General features: G+C 58.5%; 18 protein-coding genes. 6 read left to right on the top strand and 12 right to left on the bottom strand.

What is annotated here, in order from left to right:
• Nucleotides 1-26 precede the first annotated feature (26 nt).
• Complete coding sequence (locus ACOOHD_RS11630; RefSeq protein ID WP_420458047.1) at nt 27-647, bottom strand: pseudaminic acid biosynthesis-associated methylase; 621 nt, start codon at nt 645-647, stop codon at nt 27-29.
• A gap of 314 nt (nt 648-961) precedes the next feature.
• On the opposite strand from ACOOHD_RS11630, the gene ACOOHD_RS11625 reads away from it, so the two are divergent.
• From ACOOHD_RS11625 to ACOOHD_RS11615, 3 genes are read left to right on the top strand one after another with little or no spacing between them, the layout of a single operon-like run.
• Nucleotides 962-2,194: a hypothetical protein gene (locus ACOOHD_RS11625; RefSeq protein ID WP_420458046.1), complete on the top strand. Its 1,233-nt coding sequence runs from the start codon at nt 962-964 to the stop codon at nt 2,192-2,194.
• On the top strand, nt 2,188-3,606 hold the full coding sequence (locus tag ACOOHD_RS11620) for an oligosaccharide flippase family protein (protein WP_420458045.1): 1,419 nt from the start codon (nt 2,188-2,190) through the stop codon (nt 3,604-3,606). Before ACOOHD_RS11625 ends, ACOOHD_RS11620 begins: the two co-directional genes overlap by 7 nt.
• Before the next feature lie 13 nt (nt 3,607-3,619).
• Nucleotides 3,620-4,501 (top strand): glycosyltransferase family 2 protein, encoded by an 882-nt coding sequence (locus ACOOHD_RS11615; protein WP_420458044.1) that lies wholly within the window; start codon nt 3,620-3,622, stop codon nt 4,499-4,501.
• A gap of 24 nt (nt 4,502-4,525) precedes the next feature.
• On the opposite strand, the gene ACOOHD_RS11610 is transcribed toward ACOOHD_RS11615, so the two are convergent.
• Nucleotides 4,526-6,493 (bottom strand): LamG-like jellyroll fold domain-containing protein, encoded by a 1,968-nt coding sequence (locus ACOOHD_RS11610; protein WP_420458043.1) that lies wholly within the window; start codon nt 6,491-6,493, stop codon nt 4,526-4,528.
• Nucleotides 6,494-6,575: 82 nt separating this feature from the next.
• On the opposite strand from ACOOHD_RS11610, the gene ACOOHD_RS11605 reads away from it, so the two are divergent.
• Nucleotides 6,576-8,207: an aspartate:alanine exchanger family transporter gene (locus ACOOHD_RS11605; protein WP_420458042.1), complete on the top strand. Its 1,632-nt coding sequence runs from the start codon at nt 6,576-6,578 to the stop codon at nt 8,205-8,207.
• 5 nt (nt 8,208-8,212) lie between these two features.
• Here ACOOHD_RS11605 and ACOOHD_RS11600 read toward each other — a convergent pair whose 3' ends face one another.
• Nucleotides 8,213-9,154, bottom strand: coding sequence for a hypothetical protein (locus ACOOHD_RS11600; RefSeq protein ID WP_420458041.1), 942 nt, complete (start codon nt 9,152-9,154; stop codon nt 8,213-8,215).
• Between the two features lie 9 nt (nt 9,155-9,163).
• On the bottom strand, nt 9,164-10,615 hold the full coding sequence (locus tag ACOOHD_RS11595; protein ID WP_420458040.1) for an MBOAT family O-acyltransferase: 1,452 nt from the start codon (nt 10,613-10,615) through the stop codon (nt 9,164-9,166).
• Between the two features lie 292 nt (nt 10,616-10,907).
• On the opposite strand from ACOOHD_RS11595, the gene ACOOHD_RS11590 reads away from it, so the two are divergent.
• Entirely contained in the window at nt 10,908-12,926 is a 2,019-nt protein-coding gene (locus ACOOHD_RS11590) for an acyltransferase family protein (RefSeq protein ID WP_420458039.1), read from the top strand.
• A 7-nt stretch (nt 12,927-12,933) separates the two neighbouring features.
• On the opposite strand, the gene ACOOHD_RS11585 is transcribed toward ACOOHD_RS11590, so the two are convergent.
• Entirely contained in the window at nt 12,934-13,773 is an 840-nt protein-coding gene (locus ACOOHD_RS11585) for a M23 family metallopeptidase (RefSeq protein ID WP_420458038.1), read from the bottom strand.
• Between the two features lie 111 nt (nt 13,774-13,884).
• Between ACOOHD_RS11585 and ACOOHD_RS11580 the strand changes: the two genes are divergently transcribed.
• The gene (locus ACOOHD_RS11580; RefSeq protein ID WP_420458037.1) at nt 13,885-16,914 is read left to right on the top strand and encodes a tetratricopeptide repeat protein; all 3,030 of its coding nucleotides are present in this window, start codon (nt 13,885-13,887) and stop codon (nt 16,912-16,914) included.
• Nucleotides 16,915-16,979: 65 nt separating this feature from the next.
• Here ACOOHD_RS11580 and ACOOHD_RS11575 read toward each other — a convergent pair whose 3' ends face one another.
• The 7 genes from ACOOHD_RS11575 to ACOOHD_RS11545 form a co-directional block, all read right to left on the bottom strand.
• Nucleotides 16,980-17,861 carry a class I SAM-dependent methyltransferase gene (locus ACOOHD_RS11575; RefSeq protein WP_420461428.1) on the bottom strand — a complete coding sequence of 294 codons (882 nt, stop codon included), beginning with the start codon at nt 17,859-17,861 and terminating at the stop codon, nt 16,980-16,982.
• 32 nt (nt 17,862-17,893) lie between these two features.
• Nucleotides 17,894-18,490, bottom strand: coding sequence for a TetR/AcrR family transcriptional regulator (locus tag ACOOHD_RS11570; RefSeq protein ID WP_420458036.1), 597 nt, complete (start codon nt 18,488-18,490; stop codon nt 17,894-17,896).
• A 33-nt stretch (nt 18,491-18,523) separates the two neighbouring features.
• Nucleotides 18,524-19,435 (bottom strand): oxygen-dependent coproporphyrinogen oxidase, encoded by a 912-nt coding sequence (hemF, locus tag ACOOHD_RS11565; protein ID WP_420458035.1) that lies wholly within the window; start codon nt 19,433-19,435, stop codon nt 18,524-18,526.
• A 13-nt stretch (nt 19,436-19,448) separates the two neighbouring features.
• Entirely contained in the window at nt 19,449-19,976 is a 528-nt protein-coding gene (locus ACOOHD_RS11560; RefSeq protein ID WP_420458034.1) for a biliverdin-producing heme oxygenase, read from the bottom strand.
• Complete coding sequence (locus tag ACOOHD_RS11555) at nt 19,973-20,419, bottom strand: response regulator (protein ID WP_420458033.1); 447 nt, start codon at nt 20,417-20,419, stop codon at nt 19,973-19,975. The genes ACOOHD_RS11560 and ACOOHD_RS11555 overlap by 4 nt, the downstream gene beginning before the upstream one ends.
• The gene (locus ACOOHD_RS11550) at nt 20,409-22,721 is read right to left on the bottom strand and encodes an ATP-binding protein (protein ID WP_420458032.1); all 2,313 of its coding nucleotides are present in this window, start codon (nt 22,719-22,721) and stop codon (nt 20,409-20,411) included. Before ACOOHD_RS11550 ends, ACOOHD_RS11555 begins: the two co-directional genes overlap by 11 nt.
• A gap of 92 nt (nt 22,722-22,813) precedes the next feature.
• Nucleotides 22,814-23,248, bottom strand: coding sequence for a response regulator (locus ACOOHD_RS11545; protein ID WP_420458031.1), 435 nt, complete (start codon nt 23,246-23,248; stop codon nt 22,814-22,816).
• Nucleotides 23,249-23,288 lie beyond the last annotated feature (40 nt).

Raw genomic sequence — 23,288 nt, 5'->3', positions numbered from 1 at the left:
GCAGAAGACCACCGGGCTGGAAGCTCTCATTTCTTTTCGAGCAAGAACCAGTTGATATCATCCTGAGGAAATGATGGGTCCCGCCTGTAGGCAAAACCATAATCTACTAAATGTAGATCGCTATAACGGTCGAGTAATTCGCCCGCAAAATCGCGTTTGAACAGACGGTCCGTATGGCCGCGGTAGGGAATTGTCACCGGGGAGGGGTTGTAGTATTCACCCAAGAGGATGTACTTACTGCTGCTCAGATAGATCTTCTCATAAACTTCAGGTAAAATAGCCGGATTAATGTGGATCAAGACTCCTTTTATAAAGGCCAAGTCATACTGCTCTGATGCCTTGAAGTCTAATATAGAAACATTATGAGTGTTCCGGTCGCCGATTAGTTGCGCGAGCTGGGAGGCCGCGGCCTGATTAATCTCGATTGCAGCCAGTTCGGCTTCAGGAAATAAAAGTTGTAGCGCCCTAAGGTTCATCCCTATATTCGCCCCAAATTCTATTATTTTGCCGGGTTTATCCGCCCGCTCTAGGGCTTTGGAGAAAAAATTCAGATTGGAGGCTAGTAGGGATTCACCTTGGTTCCGGCTAATATACTCATCGCCGAATGATCCGGCCCAAAATTGCTCCTGTGAGGTCTTGTATGCCATTGGTGGGTAACTGTTATTCTGTGCTACGTATTTCACCGCCACTCAGCCAAAGGTAGTGGTTCCAACGCACACCTGCTGCGGGTAGTAAACGGATACTTTACCACTTAAGCTTCTTAAAACAGGCGTCGGTAGGTACTCGAATTGCTGCTATCAATTCTGGAAAGTGTCGATACCAGAGTGTGACGTTTCAATTGCCAGTACTTACCTTGCCATGCTAATTGATGAGAAGACTAACGGACCAAGAACTTCGAGAGGACATCTTCGCGCTTTACCTAAGTAGGAAAGCTTACCTTAATCGCCGTAGGCACGCCCACGTGGTCTACGAACCCAATGTGCTTTTGCGTCTTCGCGCGGCCGCCAAGGAGGTGTTCGTACAGTTGAACGCTTTTTTTACTACCTCTACTCCTGCAGTAGAAGAGTATTTACGTCACCGGACTTGGGTGCTGTACAATACAAAAAATCAGTTTGACAGTCTCAGTTTTCTACAAACTGGGTTGCAAGATGTTGTTTTCGTATCGCACGAACCACGTGCAGCGCAGTGGGATGCTTCCGGTCAGACAATTATCCTCCCTTACTACGCTGCGGTTCCACTACGCTACGTACTGAACTACTTACCCATTATGTGGCGCACGCTATATAGGCAACCTAAGCACTTCGCCAGGATGTTTCATTATTTCGTTCGCGGCATAGGTCAGTTCGAAGTGTTCTCGCAGTTTCTTGCGCGGTACCAGCCACGTGCCATCATCATAGGCAATGACCACTCAGTCCACTGCCGGGCCATGATGCACGCCGGAAACCAAGCCGGTATTCCCACAGTTTTCTTCCAGCATGCCTCGGTGATGAGTGACTTTCCCCCCATGCGGTTCGCTCACGCTTGCGTAGAGGGGCAGGATACGTTGGATAAATTTATGCTAATCGACCCGGAAACCCAAACGAAGTTTCACCTAGTAGGGATGCCAAAACTAGATCACTTCTTCTCACGCATCAATGACAAGGAGCGGGTAGAAGTACTTGGTATCCCTTTTGGTCCGGATGATAGCCTCGATGACATTGCTAGGTTAACATCGTACATACTGATGCACTGTAGCGGACTTCGCATCAGGGTACGTAAACATCCAGCTGACCCGCGCACCGTCGACCTAGGTGAGTTACCAAGCAGTACAAACACGGTGGAGCTCTCCAATCCAGTCGTCGAATCAGCTTTCGATTACCTCGGTTCGGTGGATATGATCATCAATGGAAGCTCGTCCATTCACCTAGAGGCTGTATTACTCAACGTCGTCTCGCTATACTTCACCCACAGTGAGATAGTCGATCTGTACGCGTATGTAGCAAACGGTTTAGTAGACAGAGCAGACAACTACTCTGAGGTCGTCCGCTACATTCAGCATAATCAAACCAAAAAGGAAACAGTCCGACACCGGGCTAAGTACTACTATGCGCCCCTGGGTACGCCGTACGATGGACATTCAGCAGAACTATCTCGGAAAGTGATCGCTTCTATTTTAGCGAAGCCAGAAAGTGGAGAGACTCCAGCTACATGCTGAAAAAACTGCTAGGCGACTTCGGCATCTACGGCATCGCACCCTTTATCCCCAAGATTGCAGGCATCGCGGTGCTGCCCCTCATCACCCCCTTTCTGACGCGGGAAGACTACGGCCTCTTCGGGATTGTGACCGCCTACACGGGTTTCTTCGGCGTTTTTTACACGCTCGGTCTGTTCGTTACCCTTTCTAACTGCTTCTTCAAATCCAGGCATCAATACAAGTGGCTCTGGCGGCAGGTCTACGGCTTTCTCTCAGTCTGGAACGTCATCTTCGCAGTTGTAGTCGCTCTGGTGCTGTACTGGGCCATTCCGGAGGCGGCGGCGGACGACCGACTACTCATCGTAGCATTGAACGTAGCGCCGATGGTGGTCTTCGGCCCTACGGAAAAAATCGCCACCCTCTACTATCAACTGCGCCAAAAGCCGCTACAAATCGGTTTACGAAGCGCCGTGTTCGGAGTACTTAACGTGATCATCACGCTGGTCACCATCGGCTACCTGCGGATGGGGTACATGGGGTGGTTCTGGGCCTTGTTCATCACGCAGTTACTGACCAACATCTCCTGGTGGATCCCTCTCAACCGCCAGGAGAAGATTACTCCCATCTTCAACTTCAAGTGGCGTACCATCCGTCAGGCTCTCGGGATCGGTTTGCCGGTTGTGCCCCACCAAAACGCGCAATACTTACTCGATCAATCGGATCGGGTAGTCATGGACGTGACCGGTGTGACTACCGACCGTATTGGGGCGTATAATGTCGCTTACACGGGAGCGACCATCTTTTCTACGCTTTCGCTGGCCTACAGCCGCACCCTGGCACCGCACATTCTTCAGCTGATCAGTTCGCGGAAAGAAGACCTACTGCGAAATATCCTGTTTGTAAGCCAGGCCCTGTTTTTCGTGGCGCTTCTCTCCTATGCCTGCATTGCTAAGGAATTGTTTGCCTTTCTCTTCCGTAATGCAGATTTGAACGGGGTTTATCCCCTGTCGGTGATGATCTGCACCGCGCTAGTGAGCACGCCCATGTATATGGGAGCCAACAACCGGCTGTTTTATTACGAGAAGACCAAGACGATCGGCCTGCATTCCGTCATCGCCGGCGGACTTAACGTGCTGCTTAATTTTCTGCTCATCCCGCGGTATGGAATCGAGGCGGCCGCGGTCACTACGTTCATCAGCTACCAGTACCTAGCCTACTCCCGCTACTATTCCACGACCTACACCAAACTGGCCCAGCGTCCCTATTATCCGACCCGTTGGCTACTCGCGACCCTAGGAGTAGGGGTACTGGCATATACCATCAGCTTATGGCCTCTGTACCTGAGACTCTGGTCCCTGACCGGCCTGCTAATGGGTACCGGATTGGGTACTTATTACCTTCGCTCCCACCTTGCAAGCAGTAAAATTACCTAAGCTGACCACTCACTTGCTCATTCCCACGCACCGTCGCAATGATCTACTGCGCCGCTGCCTCGATAGTCTCGCCGCAATGGACGAAGAGCTACACGCCTGTACCGTAGAGGTGATAGAAAACGGGTCGCAGGAAGCCGAACAAGTCGTAAGGGGGTACACCACGCTGCCCATCCGCTACACTCACCTAGCGCGTGGCAATAAAAGTCTGGCACTCAATCATGTTATTAATTTACTTCCCCATAATGCTCTTTTCATCTTCCTGGATGATGACGTTGCCGTCCGTCCCGGGTCGGTAGCCGCGTTCCAACGCGCTGCCCACCAGCTGGGACCCGGTCACTTTTTCGGAGGTGTGCTGTACCCCGCCTACGAACTACCTCCCGCTGGCGAAGTAGTGCCCTATTTGCCGCCATCCGCCCGTCTCATCGATCACTCCCACGGGGAGGAACTGCGTATAGTCGATGACTTCACCTATTTTATGGGGGCCTGTTGGGCCTGTTTTGCCAGCGACCTCCGGGCCGCCGGTAATTTTAGGGCGGCATTTGGGCCCGGTGCCAGTACGGGCGCGCGCGGTCAGGAGACAGATGCCCAACAGCGCCTACTACAGTGCGGCGCCGTGCCGGTGTTCGTCAAACGTGCGGGTGTAGATCATCACGTAAGTGCCGCCATGGTTACCGCGGAGTACGCCGCCGATCGCATCTTTCACGCCAGTATTTACCGGGGAGAGCAACACCCGAGTGTACTGCATACCTTGGCTATGCTGATCAAGTTAACCTATAGCGCCCTATTGCTGCCTCTGCAGCCTACTCATCCCGGGCACCGCTACCGCATTGCTAAGGCGGCCGGTTACTTTCGGGGCCTTTCCCAGCGGTTGACACGTAGTAAAAAGGGTGAATGAAACCTACTCTATGGGATTACCTAATCAACGCACAAGGTGCACCAGCCCAGATAATTGTACTTCATCCGGGCACCCCGTCCGTTCGTAGTCAATGACGTATAGGTAAACATTCGTGTCAACAGCAGTACCTTTTCCTTCACCATCCCAACACACTCGTGGATCGTTGGTCGAGAAGAGTAGCCCGCCCCAACGGTCATAGATACGTAAAGTGAAAGCCCTAAAATCGGCACCTAGTGCGAAACTAGGAGAAAAGCAGTCGTTGATCCCATCGTCATTTGGGGAGAAGGCGGAGGGCACGTATACCCGATCTGGGGCAAGCGTAACGTTGATAGATTCGGAGTAGGTACAACCCGTCGGGGCGGTATACGTCGCGGTGTACGTGCCGGAGTTGGATATGGTGAGGGCACTTGTGGTATCAGCAGCCCCCTGCCAAATTACTGGGCCTACCAAACTACTTAGATTAAGTTGATCGCCACATACGGTCGTATCACTTGGTAGTATCGACAAGGTGGGGGATACTCGGGCGGTAACGGAGAGTAGCTCATCACATCCTCCAGCGTTAACAGTCGTTATCTGCAAGGTTTCTCCAACGTTCACCGAAATGGAGTCTTCAAAGATGGCTGCCGTAGTCGAGTCGCAGGTAAATAATATGGTATCGCGTACCGTAGCCGGCACATATAGCAGAAGAACATTCACTAAACTATCACAACCTTCGCTAGACAGCAGACTAAGTTGAGTGGAGTCACCAGGTTGCATTAGTATTCCACCAATCCGTCGGGGTTCATTCCGGCAAGTAGTTATGGTCTGAGAGCCCACTCCCTCATCCCCGGCCAGCTCAAGCTGGTAGGTGATGATACTATCGCATCCGTCCGCGGTAGCCACAGTATCAATCAGCGTAAAGGGAGCTTGATAAAAGCGATCTCCTATTCTTACCGAGTCGCCCCGGCAAAGACTAATACTCTCGACAACCCCCTGCCCTCCACCAAGTTGGACGTCAATGGAGTCTACGTAGGTCCGGCAGGCCTCCACGGTGATCTGAGCTGAGTAGACGCCGGACTCATCAACCTGGATAGTCTCACTCGTCTGGCCTGTACTCCATATGATAGACTCAAACGTCCCTGGTCGTACACCTAACGTCACGACTTCGCAGTTCGCGTCGCTCACCTCCAGTTCGTAAGAAACAGGGCGCTCGTAGAAATCAGCCATGACGATGGCGGGGAAGTCCTGACCGTCACCGACCTTCGTAGCCGTTAGCATAGGGGTACTGGCTACTTCATTCTCCAGGGTTTCTATGGGTCCGCTAGGTAGGTCATCATAGCTTAACGCCAGGATAGGTTTGGCAGTAGTCTGTGGAGTGGCCGCCCGCATCTCAGCAGCGATCTCCGCTTCCGTCAGTGTCGTGTTCCAGACGCGCAGGTCGTCTGTCAGTCCACTGAAAAAAGCTCCTACCGTTCCACTCAAAAATCTGTAACCTCCAATACGAAATGGTTGTCTGCTATTCCGGATCTGGGTAAACCGGCCTTCAGCCTGTTCGATAGCAATTTCTGCACCGTCGAGGTATAGATGGATGCCCTCGCGATCATGGGTCACGGCAACGTGGTACCACCCGAGTTCGGTGAACACCGCCTCCTGCGAGCGCACCGAGTTTGGGTTACCGCAGTTCCCCTCAATGTTATATGACCACTCCAGTCGATCGTTCCTGATGCCAAGGTAATATCCGTAGTCGCCCCGGCACCACTGCTTGCTGACGAGAACTTTGAGTCCTTCGCGGCAATTTGGGTAGACCCACGCAGCTATGGTCAATTGCTCTCCATAATCAAGCGCATCGTCGTCGGGAATCCCGAAGTGAGCGCGCTGCCCATCTAGCAACAGTACTCGATCTGACTGAGCGATACAAGTAGTAAAGCTAATAAGCCAAAATACTAGGAGGTATAAAGTCCGAACTGTAGGGGTAGCACAGGGAAAAGCACGCGGGGAAGAACACACAAACATAAATGAACTATTCCACTATGCAACGTGAGCCAGCAAATGTACGTATAACCAGCTACTTTGTTATTGGCTTCGTTGAGTACCCATGATCGACCTCCTAACCACCTCCCCCCTCCTCCTCCTCTTCACCGTCATGGCCCTTGGCTACGGCCTCGGCGAGATCAAGATCCGGGGCTTCAAACTCGGGGTGGCCGCCGTGCTCTTCGTGGGGTTGGGCTTTGGGGCGCTCGATCCGCGGCTGGAGGTGCCGCAGTTGATCGTGTTTCTGGGCCTGGCGATCTTTGTGTATACGGTGGGATTAAGTTCCGCCCCGGCCTTCTTCGCCAGCTTTCGGCGCAACGGCTTTCGCGACATCTACTTCGCCCTAGGCACCATCCTGCTCTCGGCGGCGCTGGCCTACGGCATCGGGGTGTGGCTCGGCTTCGGTGCGGCTACCACCGGCGGGCTCTACGCCGGGGCCAGTACCAATACCCCCGCCCTGGCCGGACTGCTCGACGCCATCCAAAAAAGTGTGGGGGCGGGGACGCAGGATGCAGTGAGCCAGCAGGCTGTCGTAGGCTACTCCCTGGCTTATCCCCTCGGGGTGCTGGGCGTCATGCTCGGACTCTTCATCCTACAGCGGCTGTACAAAATCGATTACCGGGAGGAGTTTCGTCGGCTACAGAAGGACTACCCCATGGGCGAGGAGCTCATCAGCCGCACCTTCCGCGTGGAGCATCCCGACCTGGTGGACCGCACCATCCGTGAATGGCGGCAGCAACACCCGGTTAGCATTGCCTTTGGTCGGAGCTCCCACGAGGGCCGTACCACCCTCACTACCTGGGATACCTGCCCGGTCCACGGTGACCTCATCGTGCTTGTCGGCTCCGAGGAGGCCATTCGGGAGGCGGCTACCTTCGTAGGCCCCCCGGCCGAGGGACAGCTCAACCACGACCGCTCGGTCTTCGACGTGCGCCGCATCTTCGTTTCCAACGACGCCATCGCCGGTAAGTCCATCGCCTCGCTCAACCTGCAGGAAAAGTTCAATGTCCTCATCACCCGCGTGCAGCGTGGCGATATGGACCTGCTGGCCAGCGGCGATACCGTCCTGGAGCTCGGTGACCGCATCCTGCTAGTGGCCCACCGCGACGACCTGCCGGAGGTCTTTCGGATGTTCGGCAACAGCTACGAGGCCCTCTCACGCATCAATCTCTTCTCCTTCGGGCTCGGCATCACCCTGGGGTTGCTGCTCGGCATGGTCACCTTTGCCCTACCCGGCGGGTACTCCTTCAGCCTGGGGTTCGCCGGTGGGCCGCTCATTGTCGCCCTGCTACTCGGTCAGCTCCGCCGCACCGGCCCCATTGTCTGGACGCTGCCCTACGGGGCCAACCTCACCCTACGCCAGCTCGGCCTCATCTTCCTCCTGGCGGGCATCGGCATCCGCTCCGGTCAGACCTTCTACCAGACCCTCCAGACCGATCTGGGCCTCAAGCTTTTTCTGGCCGGCGGCGTCATCGCGCTTGTCACTACGACCGCCACCATCGTGATCGGCTACCGCATCCTGCGCATTCCCTTTAGTTTTCTGGGCGGCATGGTAGGCTCCCAGCCCGCCGTGCTCGAGTTTGCTATTGAGCAGGCCGGCAATAAGTACCCCGCCATCGGCTACACGCGGATGCTGCCGGTAGTGCTGATCGGTAAGATCCTGGCGGTGCAGCTCCTCTACAACCTCCTCAACTAACCTTATCAGCTAGGACCTTTGAGCGTCCGGTCGCTCTCCTTTAGCATCCACTCCCCAATAACACGACTGACCCGCCGCCCCGAGGTCTGCTCCAGGTGCTGTCCGTCCAGCGTCCGGTAAGCTGCGTTGTCTGCCGTAAGATCTAAGAACGGCGCACCCGTTTCCACCGCCCACCGCCGCGCCAAGTCACTGAAGCCGGGCGCGTACTCCTCTTCCAGGGCGAACATCTCCAGATCGACCGGAAGGCGTACGAGGCACACCTGCCCCCGCTCCCGCAATTGTGCGATAAGCCGCTTGAGGTACCGTAACCGATAGTCAGACAACCGCCACCGCTTGGCGTATCGCCGGTAAGGGATCAATTTTTCCTCGCGGTTAGCCACAAATTTTGCCGCGCTGATCTGTACGTTTACCTGTAGCCAACCGTCATCCTGTAGCTCGATCTCGCGGGAAGTGGGTAGTAGGAGGCGGTAATAGGGTGAGCCGTAATAATTTAGTAGGTATTCGAAGTTGGGCTTACGCGACACGGTCTTGAGTTGACCGGTAAAGCGGTCGCGTTCTTCCAGGCATAGGCTATCCGGTCCGGTAGGGCAGGACACCGACAGACTCCACGGATCGACGGCCAGGATGAACACGGCATTGCCATCTGTCCCGTCCGCTAGCTTGCGCCGAATGAGCTCATTGTAGTCTGGTCCGTAAGGAGAGGTGCCAATGGTGAAGGCGAAATTGTACAGATCGTTCCGCCCGAGCACCTCGCCCAGTACCGCCGGCTGTATCCCCTGCGCCGCCCGCGAGGTACCCAGGATCAACGACCGCTGGGGGGGCGTGGTGAACCGCAGGTAGTAGGGATCGGCGTACCCATCCGCCTGCAGAAACACTGCGTACAGCGCCGCCGCCGTGACGACCGCTAACCCCGCCCAGAGCAGTAGGAATCGCGAAAGTGGACTCATGTCGCCGACTTAAAATTGAAAGTAAATAAAGGCCTGCTCCCGGCCCGCCCCGAGTAGTACGAAAATGGCAAAACCGTAGTAGAACACCACCTGAATCCACTGCGGCAATAGCCCCTCTACCTTTACCAGGGGAACCTCCAGCCGCCGCCCCCAGTATTCCACCGCTACCATCAGCAGCACGAAGCCTACCGTCACCAGGGCGTCGAGCCGCCCAGAGAACACCGGTTCGGAAAATAAGGAGATCGAAAACATTCGCTGCAAGTACTGCCAGGCTTCCCCTACGCTATCCGCCCGGAAAAATACCCAGGCCACCGTCACCAGGGAAAAAGTAGTTACCATGCCCCACAGTTCCCGCCAGGTGGGTAGGCCTCCGTCGGCGGCTACGATTTCCGTATAGCGCCGGTTGCGCCCCGTCAGCAGCAGAGGTAGAAAGTACAGGGCGTGTAGGGCTCCCCATACCACGAAGGTCCAGTTCGCCCCGTGCCATAGCCCGCTCACCAGGAAGATAATGGCGGTATTTCTGACCGCTTGCACCCGCGTTCCCCGGCTACCTCCTAGAGGAATGTACAGGTAGTCCCGAAACCAGGTCGACAGCGAGATGTGCCACCGCCGCCAAAATTCCGCTACGTCGCGCGCAAAGTAGGGGTAGGTAAAATTGCGCATCAGTTCCACGCCGAAGAGCCGTGCCGTACCAATGGCAATGTCAGAATAACCCGAAAAGTCGCCGTAGATCTGAAACGCGAACAGTACCGCAGCCAGCAGGAGGGTGCTGCCGGGATAGGCCCCCGGGTCGGCAAATATGTCGTTGACCACCACGGCGCAGTTGTCCGCCACGACCATCTTTTTGAAGAGCCCCCACAGTATCTGTTTTCCCCCGTACACGGCCTGCTTGTAGGAGAAGACCCGTAGCCGGTCGAACTGCGGTAGTAGGCGCGTAGCCCGCTCGATGGGCCCGGCTACCAATTGCGGAAAAAAACTGACGTAGGCGGCGAAGGCCACGAAGTCACTGCTTGCGGTCAGCTTACCGCGGTATACGTCGATGGAGTAGCTCAGGGTCTGAAAGGTGTAAAAACTAATGCCCACCGGTAGTACGATCCCCAGCGTTGCGTAGGCGAAGGGACGACCCAGCAGCGTAAAGGCATCGGCAAAGGAGGCCACGAAGAAATCGGCGTACTTAAAGTAGCCCAGCACGCCCAGATTCACCGCGATGCTAAGCGCGAGGTACACCTTCTGCCGCCGGCGGGTCCCGGCACTGGCGGTAATACGCTGCGCTACCCAATAGTCGACCACGGTGCTAGCCAGGATAAGCCCCAGGAAGCGCCAGTCCCACCAGCCGTAAAACACGTAACTGGCCCCTACAATCAGCGCGTTTTGGCCCCGCAGGCTGTGTCGCATCAGGTACCAGTGTAGCAGGAACACCAGCGGTAGGAAGATGCAAAAATCTAGTGAGTTGAATAGCATCTAGAAGCTAATGTACGCCCGCGGGTCCACCGCCCGCCTATTGTGACTCGGCTTATGGTGTGGGTGCGGTCGCGTGCTTAGCAAGTTGAGAGCCAGTGGAGACCCCAAACTACGGTTGCGTGGCAATATTGCCTACCGCGTATGGGTTAGAAGCGACAAAAAGAAATAGCAATATTTGGCTTTAAACATCCTCGTTGAGGCTTTTTTTCGTAACCATATTTGTGGCTTACGCTAATCCCAATCAGTTATACCCTGTCGCATAGGCTTAGGCGCGGCAGCACGATACCTTCTCATGAAATACAGACCCGAATTAGACGGGCTACGGGCGGTAGCCGTTGTACCCGTTATCCTGTTCCACGCTGGCTTTTCGCTCTTTGGGGGGGGCTTCGTGGGAGTAGACATTTTCTTCGTCCTCAGCGGCTACCTCATCACCGGTATCCTATGTCGGCAGCTCGATGCGGGTACCTTTTCGCTGATCACCTTCTACGAAAAACGCGCCCGCCGTATCCTGCCCGCCCTGTTTACGGTGATGGCCGTCACCCTGCCCTTTGCCTGGGCCTGGCTGATGCCTTCCGATATGATGGACTACGCCCAGAGCCTCGTGGCGGTGTCCACCTACGCCTCTAACATCCTCTTCTGGCTGGAGGCAGGGTACTGGGATACGTCAAGCGAGCTCAAGCCGCTACTCCATACCTGGACCTTAGCCGTAGAGGAGCAGTACTACGTACTCTTCCCGTTGTTCCTGATGCTCATGTGGCGGCGTATTGGACGGCAGTGGGCCTTTCCCCTGCTACTGGTCTCGGCTACCCTTAGCCTGATCCTAGCGCAGTGGGGTACAACCCGGTTCCCAGATGCCGCCTTTTACCTGCTCCCCACCCGGGGCTGGGAGCTTGCTATCGGGGCGTCTATTTCCTTCCTATCCACCCAGCAGCCGGGGCTGGCAGCCGCCCTGGTCAGTAACCGGCGGCGCAATGAGCTACTGTCCAGTTTAGGACTAGCCGCCATCCTGTACAGTGTATTTTGTTTTGATGAGGCCAACCCCTTCCCGGGGCTCTACGCCCTTGTTCCTACCCTAGGGGCGGCCGGTATCATCGTCTTTGCCTCGCCCCTGACGTGGGTCGGTCGCCTGCTCAGTTTACGACCGGCAGTCACCATCGGACTCATCAGCTATAGCGCCTACCTGTGGCACCAACCCCTCTTTGCCTTCACGCGTCAGCATAGTCTAGAGGAGCCCACTCCGCTTCTGATGCTAGGGCTAAGCGCGCTTGTCTTACCCCTGTCCTACCTGAGCTGGAAGTACGTCGAAAATCCGTTCCGCGACAAAGGCCGCTACGGCCGCCGTACCATCTTTACCCTGGCCGCCGTCGGCTCGCTGTTCTTTGCCGGCCTGGGGGTAGCCGGACACCTAACCAGAGGGTTCCCCCAGCGCGACGCCGTCAGGGTGCTACAGGTAAGAAACTACCAGCCCGATAACAGTATCCTGCGGCAGCAGAGCTGGGTAAACCTGCAGGGTCGCATGAAGACCGCAGCCTACCAGATAGAGAAAAATGCCTCCGATAACGCCCTCTGGTTTCAACCCGAACAGGACCGCCTCAAGGTGCTGGTCATCGGCAACTCCCACTCCAAAGACGTCTACAACACCCTACTTGCCAGCGCGACGGCGGAGCAACACTTTCAGCTGGCACGCTACGGAGTCCAGGTCAGCGCATTAGCGCAGTCCGACCACTCCTTTTACGAGTCACCTAACTACCGGCAGGCCGACGTCATTATGGTCGCCTCCCGCTACAGTATACAGGATCTTGCCAGGCTCGAACAGGTTACTCGCCGCCTAGTGTGCGACCAGAAGCTGCTCGTACTGGTGCAGGAAACCTTCCAGTTTCCCACCCTTGGCAATAAGACCATGGCCGACCAAATGTTACAAAAGTTCTTGATCAACCAGGATGAGCCGTCTATCAATGGAAATGGTATCGAACGCCTGGTCACCCACGTCAACCAGGCCTACTTCGAGGAGTACGCCACCCACCAGCAGCAGATCGAACGGTCGCACCGGGAACTTCAGCGGGTAGCCGACCGGTATAGAGACGCTAACGTACTGACGCTCAACCGTATGGACTATATCTGCAACACTCCTGCCGGTGAGTGCTACGCCATCGACGTTGAGCTCGATAAGTACCTCTATGACTCAGGCCACCACACTGTCCAGGGAGCTGCCTTCTTTGGGGCGCGGATCGATTCCATCGACTGGCTTGGCTCTCTGATCTCCGCACTTGGCTCCCGATCGGCGGCGCAGTACCGAGATGTGTGCCTGTAGACTAAGGCTAAAAACTCACATACTCCCCCGGATCCACCGCCCGCCCATCGTACCACAGCTCAAAGTGCAAATGCGGCCCCGTACTCTGGGTACCGGTATTCCCAATGATGGCGATTGCCTCCCCCTGTAGCACCCGGTCACCCACCTCCTTGAGCAACTGCTCGTTGTGCTTATAGAAGCTGATCAGATTGTGGTCGTGCTGGATGCCGATCACGTTGCCGTTGGCGCTGGTGAATTCCGACATAAAGACCACCCCGGCCCGCACCGACTTGATGGCCGTATGCTGGGGGGCCAGGATATCCACCCCCGCGTGCTCCGCCGTCAGGTCGAAGGGGGCGCTGATCTCCCCGTTGACCGGAGCCACGAGGTAGACCTGCGCCAGCGAGGTAACCTCACCGCCCGCCGCCGGTAGGACCGTCGTGGGCCCCGCGCCGCTTTGTCCCTGCCGCCGCTCCTCCATCTCGCGCCGCAGCTTGATCTCGGCCTCGGAGGGGGGTAGGGCGGTGACGGTCTGCCGGGGGACTACCTCGGCCGGCTCCTCCAGGCTGTCGGCGGTGATGGCCTTCCCCAGCACGGTCCGTTTGAGGTTCTCAATGTAGAGCTGCTGGCTTTCGACCAGGCCGCTCAGCTCCGTTAGGCTTTGTTCTAGTTCGGTCAGTTCCTGCTGCTCGACTACGTTGCTGTAACCGGGCAGGTAGCGGCGTAGCGGGGTCACGAGTAGGAGCAAAACCACTACCACGAACACAACGGAGACCAGGGCGTACGCATTTATAAACGGTTGGTACTCCGCACGGCTTCTTTGCTTCAGGCGATTCCAGCGGCTTTCCTTGGCAGTGTTATCCATCATCAAGTCATGTTAAAGCCACGCCACCGGGTACTTTTTGGCCCTTTGTCTACGTTTGCCCTAAGGGGGCAAAGATACGGCCGGAGGAAGGCAGACACTTAAGACTACCAAGATTTGAAAAAGCTAACGCGTTCGGTACTTCTTCTACTGGCCCTCCAGCTGCTCCTCGTCGGCTGTTCGTCCACCAAGAGCCGGGAAGAACAGGGCGTCATCGCTAAGCTCTGGCACAATACCAACGCTCATTTCAACGGCTACTTCAACGCCCGCGAGATCATCGACGAGACCCTGCTGGTGCTCGACGAGCAGCACGTCGACAACTACAACCAGCGACTGGAGATGTTCCCCTTCCTGGCCGTCGATAACACCGCCGGGGTAGCCGAGGAGCTCGACCGCGCCATCGAAAAGGTGGCCATCGTGGTCAAAAAGCACCCCTACAGCAACTGGACCGACGATAGCTACCTCCTGGTCGGACAGGCCCAGCTCATCAAGCAGGATTACGAAAGCGCCGAGCGCACCCTCAACTTCGCCGCCACCGAGTTCCGCCCCCGCCCCGAACGGAAAAAACTTAAGAAGGGACAGGAGGAAGACGAGACCGAGGAGGAGTTCGAAAGCCGCCGCGAGGTAGAAAGCAACGAGGCCCAGAGCCAGCGCGATCGCCTCCGCGCCCGCCGCGAGGCCCAGCGCGAACGCCAGCGCACCATCAAGCAGCGCGATAAGGAACGCAAGGAAGCCCAGCGCGAGCGCGAACGCGAACGCAAGGAAAAGATCCGCAACCGCAAACGCGGCATCCGCACCCCCACCAAGATCACCCCCGCCGACTCTACCCAGCTCGAAGGCCTCGAAAACGAGCCCGAACCCACCGAGGAAGACCTCTTCGCCGAGGCCGAGGAGGGCCCCGTGGGCATGATCTCCATCTTTGGCGGTCGCAACGCAGAGGATGCCGATGGCGGCGAATACGGCAAGAAGTCCGGCAGCTATATCCTCAAGCACCGCCCCGCCCACCAGGAAATCCGCCTCTGGCTGGCCTGGACCCTGATCAAGCGCGATAACTTCGACCGTGCCCAGATCATCCTGGACGACCTGCGCAACGACCGCGGTACCTTCGCCCGGGTGCGCCGGCTGGCCATCGCCGTACAGGCCTATTACTTCCTCCAACAGCAACGGCCCGAGGAGGCCATCCCCTTCTTGGAAGCGGCTGCCGAGGTAGCCGAGGAGCGCAACGAGCGCGCCCGCTACTACTACATCGCCGGTCAACTCTACCAGGAGCTCAACCAGCCCGGTCCTGCCCTCAATGCCTTCGAGCAGGTGGTGGCCGCTAAGCCCGCCTACGACTTCGAGCTCGGTGCCCGCATCAACATCGCCCAGAACGCCTACCTGGCTGGGAGCGGTAGCGCCGACGACGCCCTCCGCGTGCTCGAGCGCATGACCAAGGAGGAAAAAAATCTCGAGTACGAAAGCCAGCTCCTCTACGCCATGGCCGGGATCGCCATGCGTAGCGGCGACGATAGGGCCGGTGCCGACTACCTGCGCCGTGCCCTCGCCAGCCCCAACGGCGGCGACGCCACCCGCATCGAGGCCTACCAACTCCTGGGCGACCTGGCCTACGGCGAGGAGGATTACCTGCCCGCCAAGCTGTACTACGATAGCACGCTTCAGGTCATGGCCGATACCGATGGCCGCTACCTCAACACCAATGACCGCCGCGACCGTCTGACCGGCGTGGCCAGCAGCTTGGAAGACATTACCCTCAGGGACAGTCTTCTACGCATCGGCACCCTGCCCGAGGCCGACCGCCGCCGCTGGGCCGAGGAGGTCTTCGAGCTACGGCGGGCCACCAACTCCGCCGCTAACTTCAGCACCCCCGCCACCCAGGGTAGTATCAACGTCAATAACCCCGCCGCTACGGCCTCTAACCTCAACGGTAGCAGCTTCTGGGGCTACGACAACCAGGCCATCCGCCGGGGAAGCCGCGACTTCAGCCGCACCTGGGGCGACCGCACCCTGGAGGACAACTGGCGCCGCAGTAACCGCACCGACGCCAACCTTTTCACCGACGCCGACGACAATCTCGCCCCCGGTGCCCCGTCCAACGCCGAGCTTGCCCTGGTGACCGAGGACGAGGTCAACGCCATCCTGGCCGACATCCCCACCGATCCGCAGACCCAGGACGTCATGCGCGGCCAGCTCGCCGATGCCTACTTCACCCTGGGCCGCGAGTACCGCGACCGCGTAGAAAACAACGCCCGCGCCATCGAGGCCTTCGAAACCCTCGACGAGCAGTTCCCCGGCTCCGAGTACGAAGCCGAAAGCTGGTACTACCTCTACCTCCTGCACAAGGCCGAGAACCACGCCGCCGACGCCCAGCGCTTCGCCGCCCGCCTGGCCGACAAGTACCCCGACAGCAAGTTCGCCAAACTGGCCAATGATCCCAATTACGCCCGGCAACTCGTGGGCGAGGCCGGCGAGCGCACCCGCCGCTACGAGCTCGCCTACCGCACCTTCGAGCAGGGTAACTACGCCCAGGCAAATCAACTCATCAATGGTGCCCTGCCGCAGCTGCCCGAGGGCGACCCCCTGCGCGCCCGTCACGCCCTGCTCCAGGCCATGGTCACCGGTAAGCTCGAGGGCCGCGCCGCCTACATCAGCTCCCTCCAGCAGCTGGTGGCCCAGTACGATAACAGCCCCGAGCAGATCCGCGCCCGCGAGATCCTGCGCCTGCTCGGCGAGGACAGCGCCCGTCTGCCCGGACGCGCTACCAGCAGTGGGGCCACCGGCGAGTTCCGCCCCAGCATGGACGAGATTCACTACGTCCTGGTCGTTTTCGATGACCGCGACGCCCCCCTCAACGAGCTCAAGGGTGGCCTCGAGACCTACAACGAGAAGTACCACAAGCTCGACCGCCTCCGCTCCACGCCCATCTTCATCGGCCAGGACAACGAGACCCCCGTGCTGGTCCTCCGCCGCTTCAAGACCGGCCAGGACGCCCAGGCCTACTACCGCAATAGCCAGAAGCACCAGGACGAATTCCTCCAGGATAGCGGCCTGCGCTTCACAGTTTACCCCGTCTCCCAGACCAACTACCGCGAAATCCTCAAGGCCCGCTCTTTCGCCGGCTACGATGAGTTCTTCCGGAGTAATTACTAGCGGCCCCCTACTGGCTCCCGGCATGGTTCCCGGCATCCTTGCCGGGCCTGCCAGGCCGGCCGCGGCTAGAAGCCACGAACCATCCAGCACCGGTGCAGCCCCCGCCGCCGAAAATCAGGCGGCAAGGTCTGCCCCGTAATTTCCCGCGCCGTCCCCGCTAGCGCCTCCTCCTCCAGCTTGAACCGCCGGTGGTTCGTACTGAAGTATAGCGTGCCCCCCGGCGCTAGCCGCCGCAGGCAATCATTAATCAGCGCCACGTGATCCCGCTGGGTATCCAGTACGTCATTCATCATCTTGCTATTCGAGAAGGTGGGCGGGTCAAGTACGATGAGGTCGTAGCGATCGCGCACGGGGCCGGACAGCCACTGCAGCGCATCGCCCTTGATGAAACCGTGCTGTTTGGGGTTGATACCGTTGAGGCGGAAATTGCGCTGCCCCCAGTCGAGGTAAGTGTTGCTTAGGTCGAGGTTGTCTACGCGGGTGGCCCCGGCGGTGGCAGCATACACCCCGAAGGAGCAGGTGTAGGCAAACAGGTTGAGCACCAGCTTATCGGCCGCCTGCTCGCCCACTAGCTTACGGGTCAGCCGGTGGTCCAGGAACAGCCCCGTGTCGAGGTAGTCCGTCAGGTTGACCAGGAACTGCCTACCGTACTCCCGCACCGCGAACTCCTGCTCCTCCTCGGCTAGGCGTTCGTACTGCTGGGTGCCGGACTGCCGCTGCCGCAACTTGAAGTGAATTCGGTCGGGTACCGCATCGAGGGTCCCGGCGATCCAGCCCCGGTACGGTTCCGTATCCGCCTCCGTAGTTTCCCCCTTGGCATACACGGCTACGTAGAGTCGGTCTCCGTACCGGTCTACCGTCACGGGGAACTCGTCGAGGTCGGTATCGTAAATACGGTAGGCCTCCAGCCCCTGCCGCCGGGCCCACTTGCCGTGGTGGCGCGCCATCTTACGTAGGCGGTTCTGGAACGGTACGGGATCTACGCTATCCACGGCAGACTGGCGATACAGCGTTCGACGGAGCGTAGCAGAGCCGTGCGTTCGATCTTGGTCTGGACGATGACCTGGAGACCATTATAGCAGAGGAAGAGAAAATCGGCTAGCTCCGCCGGGTCAGCCTGCTCGTGCAACTGACCCTGCACCTGCGCCCCCGCCAGGGCTTCCTGCAACATGCCGGTGAACTGCTCGCGGTTCCGGCTCACGAAGGTCAGGGCGTCGGCGCACGAATTGGCCATCTCGGTAGTGGCGTTGACGATGTAGCAGCCGCGAGCCGAGGTGAGGCACTCGGGGTGCACCACGGTAGCCGCCTGAGTAAACAGCTCTACCAATGCCTGCCGTAGATCAGGGGTATTGTGCAGCACCGCTCGCAACCGGCCCAGATTCTCTTCCTGGTACTGCGCCAGCGTACGATCGTAGAGCTGCCGCTTGCCCCCGAAGGTATTGTAGATGCTGCTACGCCGGATACCGAGTGCCTGCTCCAGGTCCTGGATCGAGGTGGCGGTATAGCCCTTCTCCCAGAACAGGTCACGAGCCCGTTCCAGGATGGTGGTTTCGTCAAAGGCGGTTTCGCGTGGCATACTTCAGGTGAACGCATGAGGGGAGCAAACGGCTCACCAGTCCACCCCCTTGCGTAGTAGGGCCAGCGTCTCGGCTTCCGCACTTCCCGGGGTGGGCTGGTAGTCGTAGGTCCAGCCGGCCAGGGGGGGCAGGCTCATCAGGATGCTCTCCGTGCGGCCGTTGGTGGTCAGTCCGAACTTGGTGCCCCGGTCCCACACCAGGTTGAACTCTACGTACCGTCCCCGGCGGAGCTCCTGCCAGCGGTGCTGCTCCGGCGTAACCTCCTTTTGCCGCGAACGCAGGTGCAGGGGCAGGTAGGTGGGCACGAAGGTCTCCCCTACGGCAGCCGTAAAATCGAAGAGCTCCCGTTTGGTCTTTTGCTCCGCTGCGGGCTGCAGGCGGTCGAAGAAAATGCCGCCCACGCCCCGCGTTTCCTGCCGGTGGGGGATGTAGAAATAGTCGTCGGCCCACTTCTTGAAGCGGGGGTAATAGCTGGCATCGAAGCGGTCGCAGGTCTGGCGGAGCTGGGCGTGGAAGAAGCGGGCATCCTCGGCCACGACGTAGTGGGGCGTCAGGTCGATGCCCCCACCGAACCAGTAGCGCCGGCCCCCGTCAAGCTCGAAGTAGCGCACGTTCATGTGGATGATGGGCACGTGCACGTTGCGGGGGTGCAGCACGATGCTGACGCCCGTAGCGTAGAAGCTGGTCTCGCCGGCCTCGGTATGCAGACTAGCCGCCGCGGCCGGCGGCAGCTCCCCGTGTACGGCACTGAAGTTGACGCCGCCCTTTTCGATGTGGTGGCCCAGTAGTACCCGGGCCCGGCCACCCCCGCCGCCGGGGCGTTCCCACTCGTCTTCGGTAAAGGGGATGTCGTCGTCGGCCGCGGAGAGCCGGGCGCAGATGTCGTCCTGTAAGCTACGGAAGTAGGCCGTGATCTCGTCGCGGGTGGGCTCGGCGGTAGGCATGCGGCGAAGGTAACTAGCCGGCGGTAGCCGCCCACTGCCGGGCGAAGGTGGCGAAGGTGTCCTGCGCGCTTTTGACCGCCTGGTGAATTTCCTCCTCGGTAAATGTCCGTGCGTTCAGGGCACCGACGAAGCTACGCCACTGGCGTAAGCCCCAGTCGGCCTGGTGGTGGTAGAAGGTGAAGGGGGCTTCTTGGGTCAGCTTAGCATTGGTCCGGAGCTTGCGGTAGATCATGCTGCCACCGAGGCTGGCCCCTTCCAGGACGTACACCCGTCCGACGGTAGTAGGAAGTTCATCGGCTACAGCAGCGTCCTGCGTATTGGGGATAAAGCGGGGGCGGTAGCGGTACTCCCCCAGCGTAAAGCCAACCACGCTCGGTTCGAGCACTTCGTGCACGGCCCGTTGCCAGGCCAGGATACGGTGGTACTCGGCGGGGGTGAGGCTCCCGTCCATGATCTTGTTTCCCAGGGTTACATCTTCCAGTTGCTGGTGGGCGGTCTGGGTGCCGCTGCGCAGGGCCTGTAGTAGGGGACTGACGCTCATACTGCTACCCGATTGTGACGGATCCACAGTTGCTGGATGGTGCCAATCAGTTCGCGGAGCTGGCGGTAGCGGCCGGGCTTGACCAGGTAGGCGTTGACGCGGCTTCTGTAGGCCCGGTCGAGGTCCCGCTCTTCCTCGGAGGCGCTGAGCAAAATTACGGGTAGGTGGTACAGCCGGTCGTGGTGGCGGATGAACTCAAGCACCTCCAGGCCACTCAGGCCGGGCATTTTGATGTCGAGCACAGTCAGGGTAGGGAGTGGGGCACCCTTGACCAGCAGCTGTAGTAGGTATTCCTTGACCAGTTGCCCGTTCTCCAGGTGGATCAGTTCCTGATCTGGATGATCGCGGCCAAAGGCGCGTAGTAGGAAGTGGGAGTCGGCGGGGTTATCCTCCGCGTAGAGAATATAGGGGGCTACCTCGGTACTCACTCCCTTATCCATCATTACGGATGTTATCGGCATTGAGGTAAAAATGAAAGGTTACGCCTAACTGGTCTTCGTCGACCCACACCTTACCGAGGTGGCGACCGACGATGCGCTCCACGATGGCCAGGCCCACACCCGTACCATCGGTACTAGTCGTCGAGGACATGCGGGAGAACATCTGGAAGATTGTTTGCCGGTACTCCTCGGGAATGGCCGGGCCCGTATTACTTACCGTATACACCTGAAAGCCCGTCGTCGGATTATGGTAGGACCCGATGCGGATTGCCAGCTTGCCGTCCGCACCGCGGGTAGCGTACTTCAGGCTGTTGGATAGCAGGTTGGTGTACAGCTGGCGAAGGAGACGGGGGTCGGCTACCACGGAGGGCATATCTTCATCTATGGTGACGGTGATGTCCACGGAACGGGGGTAAATGAGGTTAAGCTCCAGCAGGACGTCGCGTACCAGGGGAGCGACCGCCGTGCGTTCGAGCTGAAATCCGCTACTTCCCACCCGGCTCAGATCCAGGATGTCGGTGATGAAGTTGTTCATCTGATCTACACCCCGCTGGATGCCCTGTAGGAGCCCCCTGGCCTCCTCATCGAGTTTTGGTCCGTAATCTTCCTCCATGATCTCGGCGTAGCCGCTGATGGCCCGTAGTGGTGCCCGCAGGTCGTGAGAGACGGTGTAGCTAAACGTCTCCAGATCTTCGTAGGCCTTCTGCAACCGCTCGTTGATCTCCTTGACCTCACTGTAGCGTTGCAGGAGGCTGTTGATGACGGTGGTGCGCAGGGCCAGGGCGGTATCGATCTCACTGTCGGACCAGGGTGCGGCGCAGCCCTCCACAGTCTCGACGTAGCGGGCAAAACTCTTGCGGGGCCCCATACGGCGGGTCTCATTGGTGACGATGAGGTTCTTCTCGGGCTTACCGCCCCAGGTGATCTGCTGCACCAGCCCGGGGCGGAACCAGCAGAGCCAGTCGGTCTGGGCGGGGTTGAGAAATACCAGCAGGAAGCCGGCGGCCGTATCGCAGTATTGCTCGAAGAGGGGAAAGTGGTTCCCGATCGAGTCATTTTCGTAGTAGAGGTCCTGGGGGGTGATTTGGGTATCCTTCACCCACGTTACGAGCTCTCCGAGGTGTTCGCAGGCGGGGTACTTGCCGTGACACTGTAGCCGGTCCTCGAAGGAGATCGCCGCTCCATTTGTGTTCGGAAACATGCTCATGATGGAGTAGCTCCCGGAGGTGAGCCCCTCGAAGATATCGCGCGTCTTGGTGATTTGCTCGCCGATGGCCAGGCGGGCCAGGTTACGCGTCAGCGTCTGCTCGCGGTAGCGGTTGGCGGCCTGTAGCGCCAGGTGACCACTAAAAATCTGACCGATGAATAGCAGCACGTTACGCACCTCGTAGTCGATGGTACGCGGCGAGTAGTGGTGAAGAGCAAACAGCCCCCAGAGCTTATCCTGTAGGATAATGGCTACACTGAGAGAATTATCGACTCCCATATAACCGAGGTACTCCAGATGCACCGGAGATACGCCCCGACTGGTCGCATGGGTGAGGTCGAGGGGCTCGCCCTGCGGCACTTCCCGACTGCGGCGGATGCGGGCCGGTTTTTCGGACGTACCGCTAATCAGACGTACGCGATTGGTCAGGTAGAGCTCCCGGGCCTGCTTGGGAATATCGGTGTGGGGGTAGCGCAGCCCCTCATAGGGTTCTAAATCTTCATTGCGGGCCTCGGCAATGACCTCCCCGTTGTACTCCTTATCGAACTGGTAGACCATCACGCGGTCGTAGCCCGACACCTGCTTGACGATCATGGCCGTCTCGGGGAACAGCTTAACCGGATCGGTGGTGTTCTGAATGCGGTAGATGGACCGGGCCAGAAGTTGCTGGTAGCGCGTGGTACGCGTATCGCGCTCGGTGGCCTCTACCTCTAGGATCAGCAGCTTGCCGGAGCGGTGGATGATGACGTTGCGCAGTAGGGACTGCCCATTGACCTCGATGACGGACAAAATGGGGTTGATGGTATCAAAGCCTTCGGAGCGGCTCAGGCCCAGTGGAATTTGCCCTACGACTTCGGGCTTGAATACCGTGCTCAGGGGAGTATCGATCACCTCCTCCCACGACTTGCCGAGGAAGCGATCCGTATTCTCACTGACGTAGCGGACGGTGAGGGAGTCGATTTCTACGGCCAGCAGACAGGCGTGGGCCTGTACCACCTGAATGTGGCGCAGGGGCTCCACGTCACAGTTCTCCAGGTCTACCCGGTAAGGGTACACTTCCCGGATGGACTCCGCGACCGGATCAGAAGCTAAAGACATAAGCTGGATTATACTACGCTGCCGTGCCGCGCTTAGAGATTAATGCAAAACAAAACACCTTGTTGTATAGGTAGGCCAAAGAAAGCGGCGGGTTAGCTAGGTAGGGGGCGCAGCCGATTCGTTTTGATCCAGAAGTAATTGATGGAGCCTACCAGCTCCCGCAGGTCCTGAAAGCGATTAGGCTTTACCAGGTAGCCATTGGCGCCACTTTCATAGGCACGGGCGATATCCTGCGGCTCGTCGCTACTCGACATAATGATCACGGGCATATTCTTAAGTCGGTCGTCCGTCTTGATCTTTTCCAGCAGCTCCAGGCCGTTCATGCCGGGCATCTTGATGTCTAAAATAGCTAACCGGGGTAGGGAGGCGGTATCGGCATGACTGCTGCGCTGGAGCCCCTCGTAGGCCTCGGTGCCGGTACGACACCAGACAAGTTCGGGCGGCGCATCGAGACGATTGAGGGCACGTTTAAAAAAATCGGCGTCGGTCGTGTCGTCTTCGGCGAGTAAGATTTGATTGTTGTACATGGGAGTGTCGGGAGAGCGAACGAAATAACGGCCAGCTTGC

Origin of the sequence: Neolewinella sp. (genome assembly GCF_965214665.1) — a bacterium.
Classification (GTDB): Bacteria; Bacteroidota; Bacteroidia; order Chitinophagales; family Saprospiraceae; genus Neolewinella.
This window is presented reverse-complemented; position numbering and strand designations above follow the sequence as displayed.

Coding starts and splice junctions, on each gene's coding strand:
- ACOOHD_RS11630 (WP_420458047.1), bottom strand. CDS start 647: ATGGCATACAAGACCTCACAGGAGCAATTTTGGGCCGGATCATTCGGC.
- ACOOHD_RS11620 (WP_420458045.1), top strand. CDS start 2,188: ATGCTGAAAAAACTGCTAGGCGACTTCGGCATCTACGGCATCGCACCC.
- ACOOHD_RS11610 (WP_420458043.1), bottom strand. CDS start 6,493: ATGTTTGTGTGTTCTTCCCCGCGTGCTTTTCCCTGTGCTACCCCTACA.
- ACOOHD_RS11605 (WP_420458042.1), top strand. CDS start 6,576: ATGATCGACCTCCTAACCACCTCCCCCCTCCTCCTCCTCTTCACCGTC.
- ACOOHD_RS11600 (WP_420458041.1), bottom strand. CDS start 9,154: ATGAGTCCACTTTCGCGATTCCTACTGCTCTGGGCGGGGTTAGCGGTC.
- ACOOHD_RS11595 (WP_420458040.1), bottom strand. CDS start 10,615: ATGCTATTCAACTCACTAGATTTTTGCATCTTCCTACCGCTGGTGTTC.
- ACOOHD_RS11590 (WP_420458039.1), top strand. CDS start 10,908: ATGAAATACAGACCCGAATTAGACGGGCTACGGGCGGTAGCCGTTGTA.
- ACOOHD_RS11585 (WP_420458038.1), bottom strand. CDS start 13,773: ATGATGGATAACACTGCCAAGGAAAGCCGCTGGAATCGCCTGAAGCAA.
- ACOOHD_RS11575 (WP_420461428.1), bottom strand. CDS start 17,861: ATGGCGCGCCACCACGGCAAGTGGGCCCGGCGGCAGGGGCTGGAGGCC.
- ACOOHD_RS11570 (WP_420458036.1), bottom strand. CDS start 18,490: ATGCCACGCGAAACCGCCTTTGACGAAACCACCATCCTGGAACGGGCT.
- hemF (WP_420458035.1), bottom strand. CDS start 19,435: ATGCCTACCGCCGAGCCCACCCGCGACGAGATCACGGCCTACTTCCGT.
- ACOOHD_RS11560 (WP_420458034.1), bottom strand. CDS start 19,976: ATGAGCGTCAGTCCCCTACTACAGGCCCTGCGCAGCGGCACCCAGACC.
- ACOOHD_RS11555 (WP_420458033.1), bottom strand. CDS start 20,419: ATGATGGATAAGGGAGTGAGTACCGAGGTAGCCCCCTATATTCTCTAC.
- ACOOHD_RS11550 (WP_420458032.1), bottom strand. CDS start 22,721: ATGTCTTTAGCTTCTGATCCGGTCGCGGAGTCCATCCGGGAAGTGTAC.
- ACOOHD_RS11545 (WP_420458031.1), bottom strand. CDS start 23,248: ATGTACAACAATCAAATCTTACTCGCCGAAGACGACACGACCGACGCC.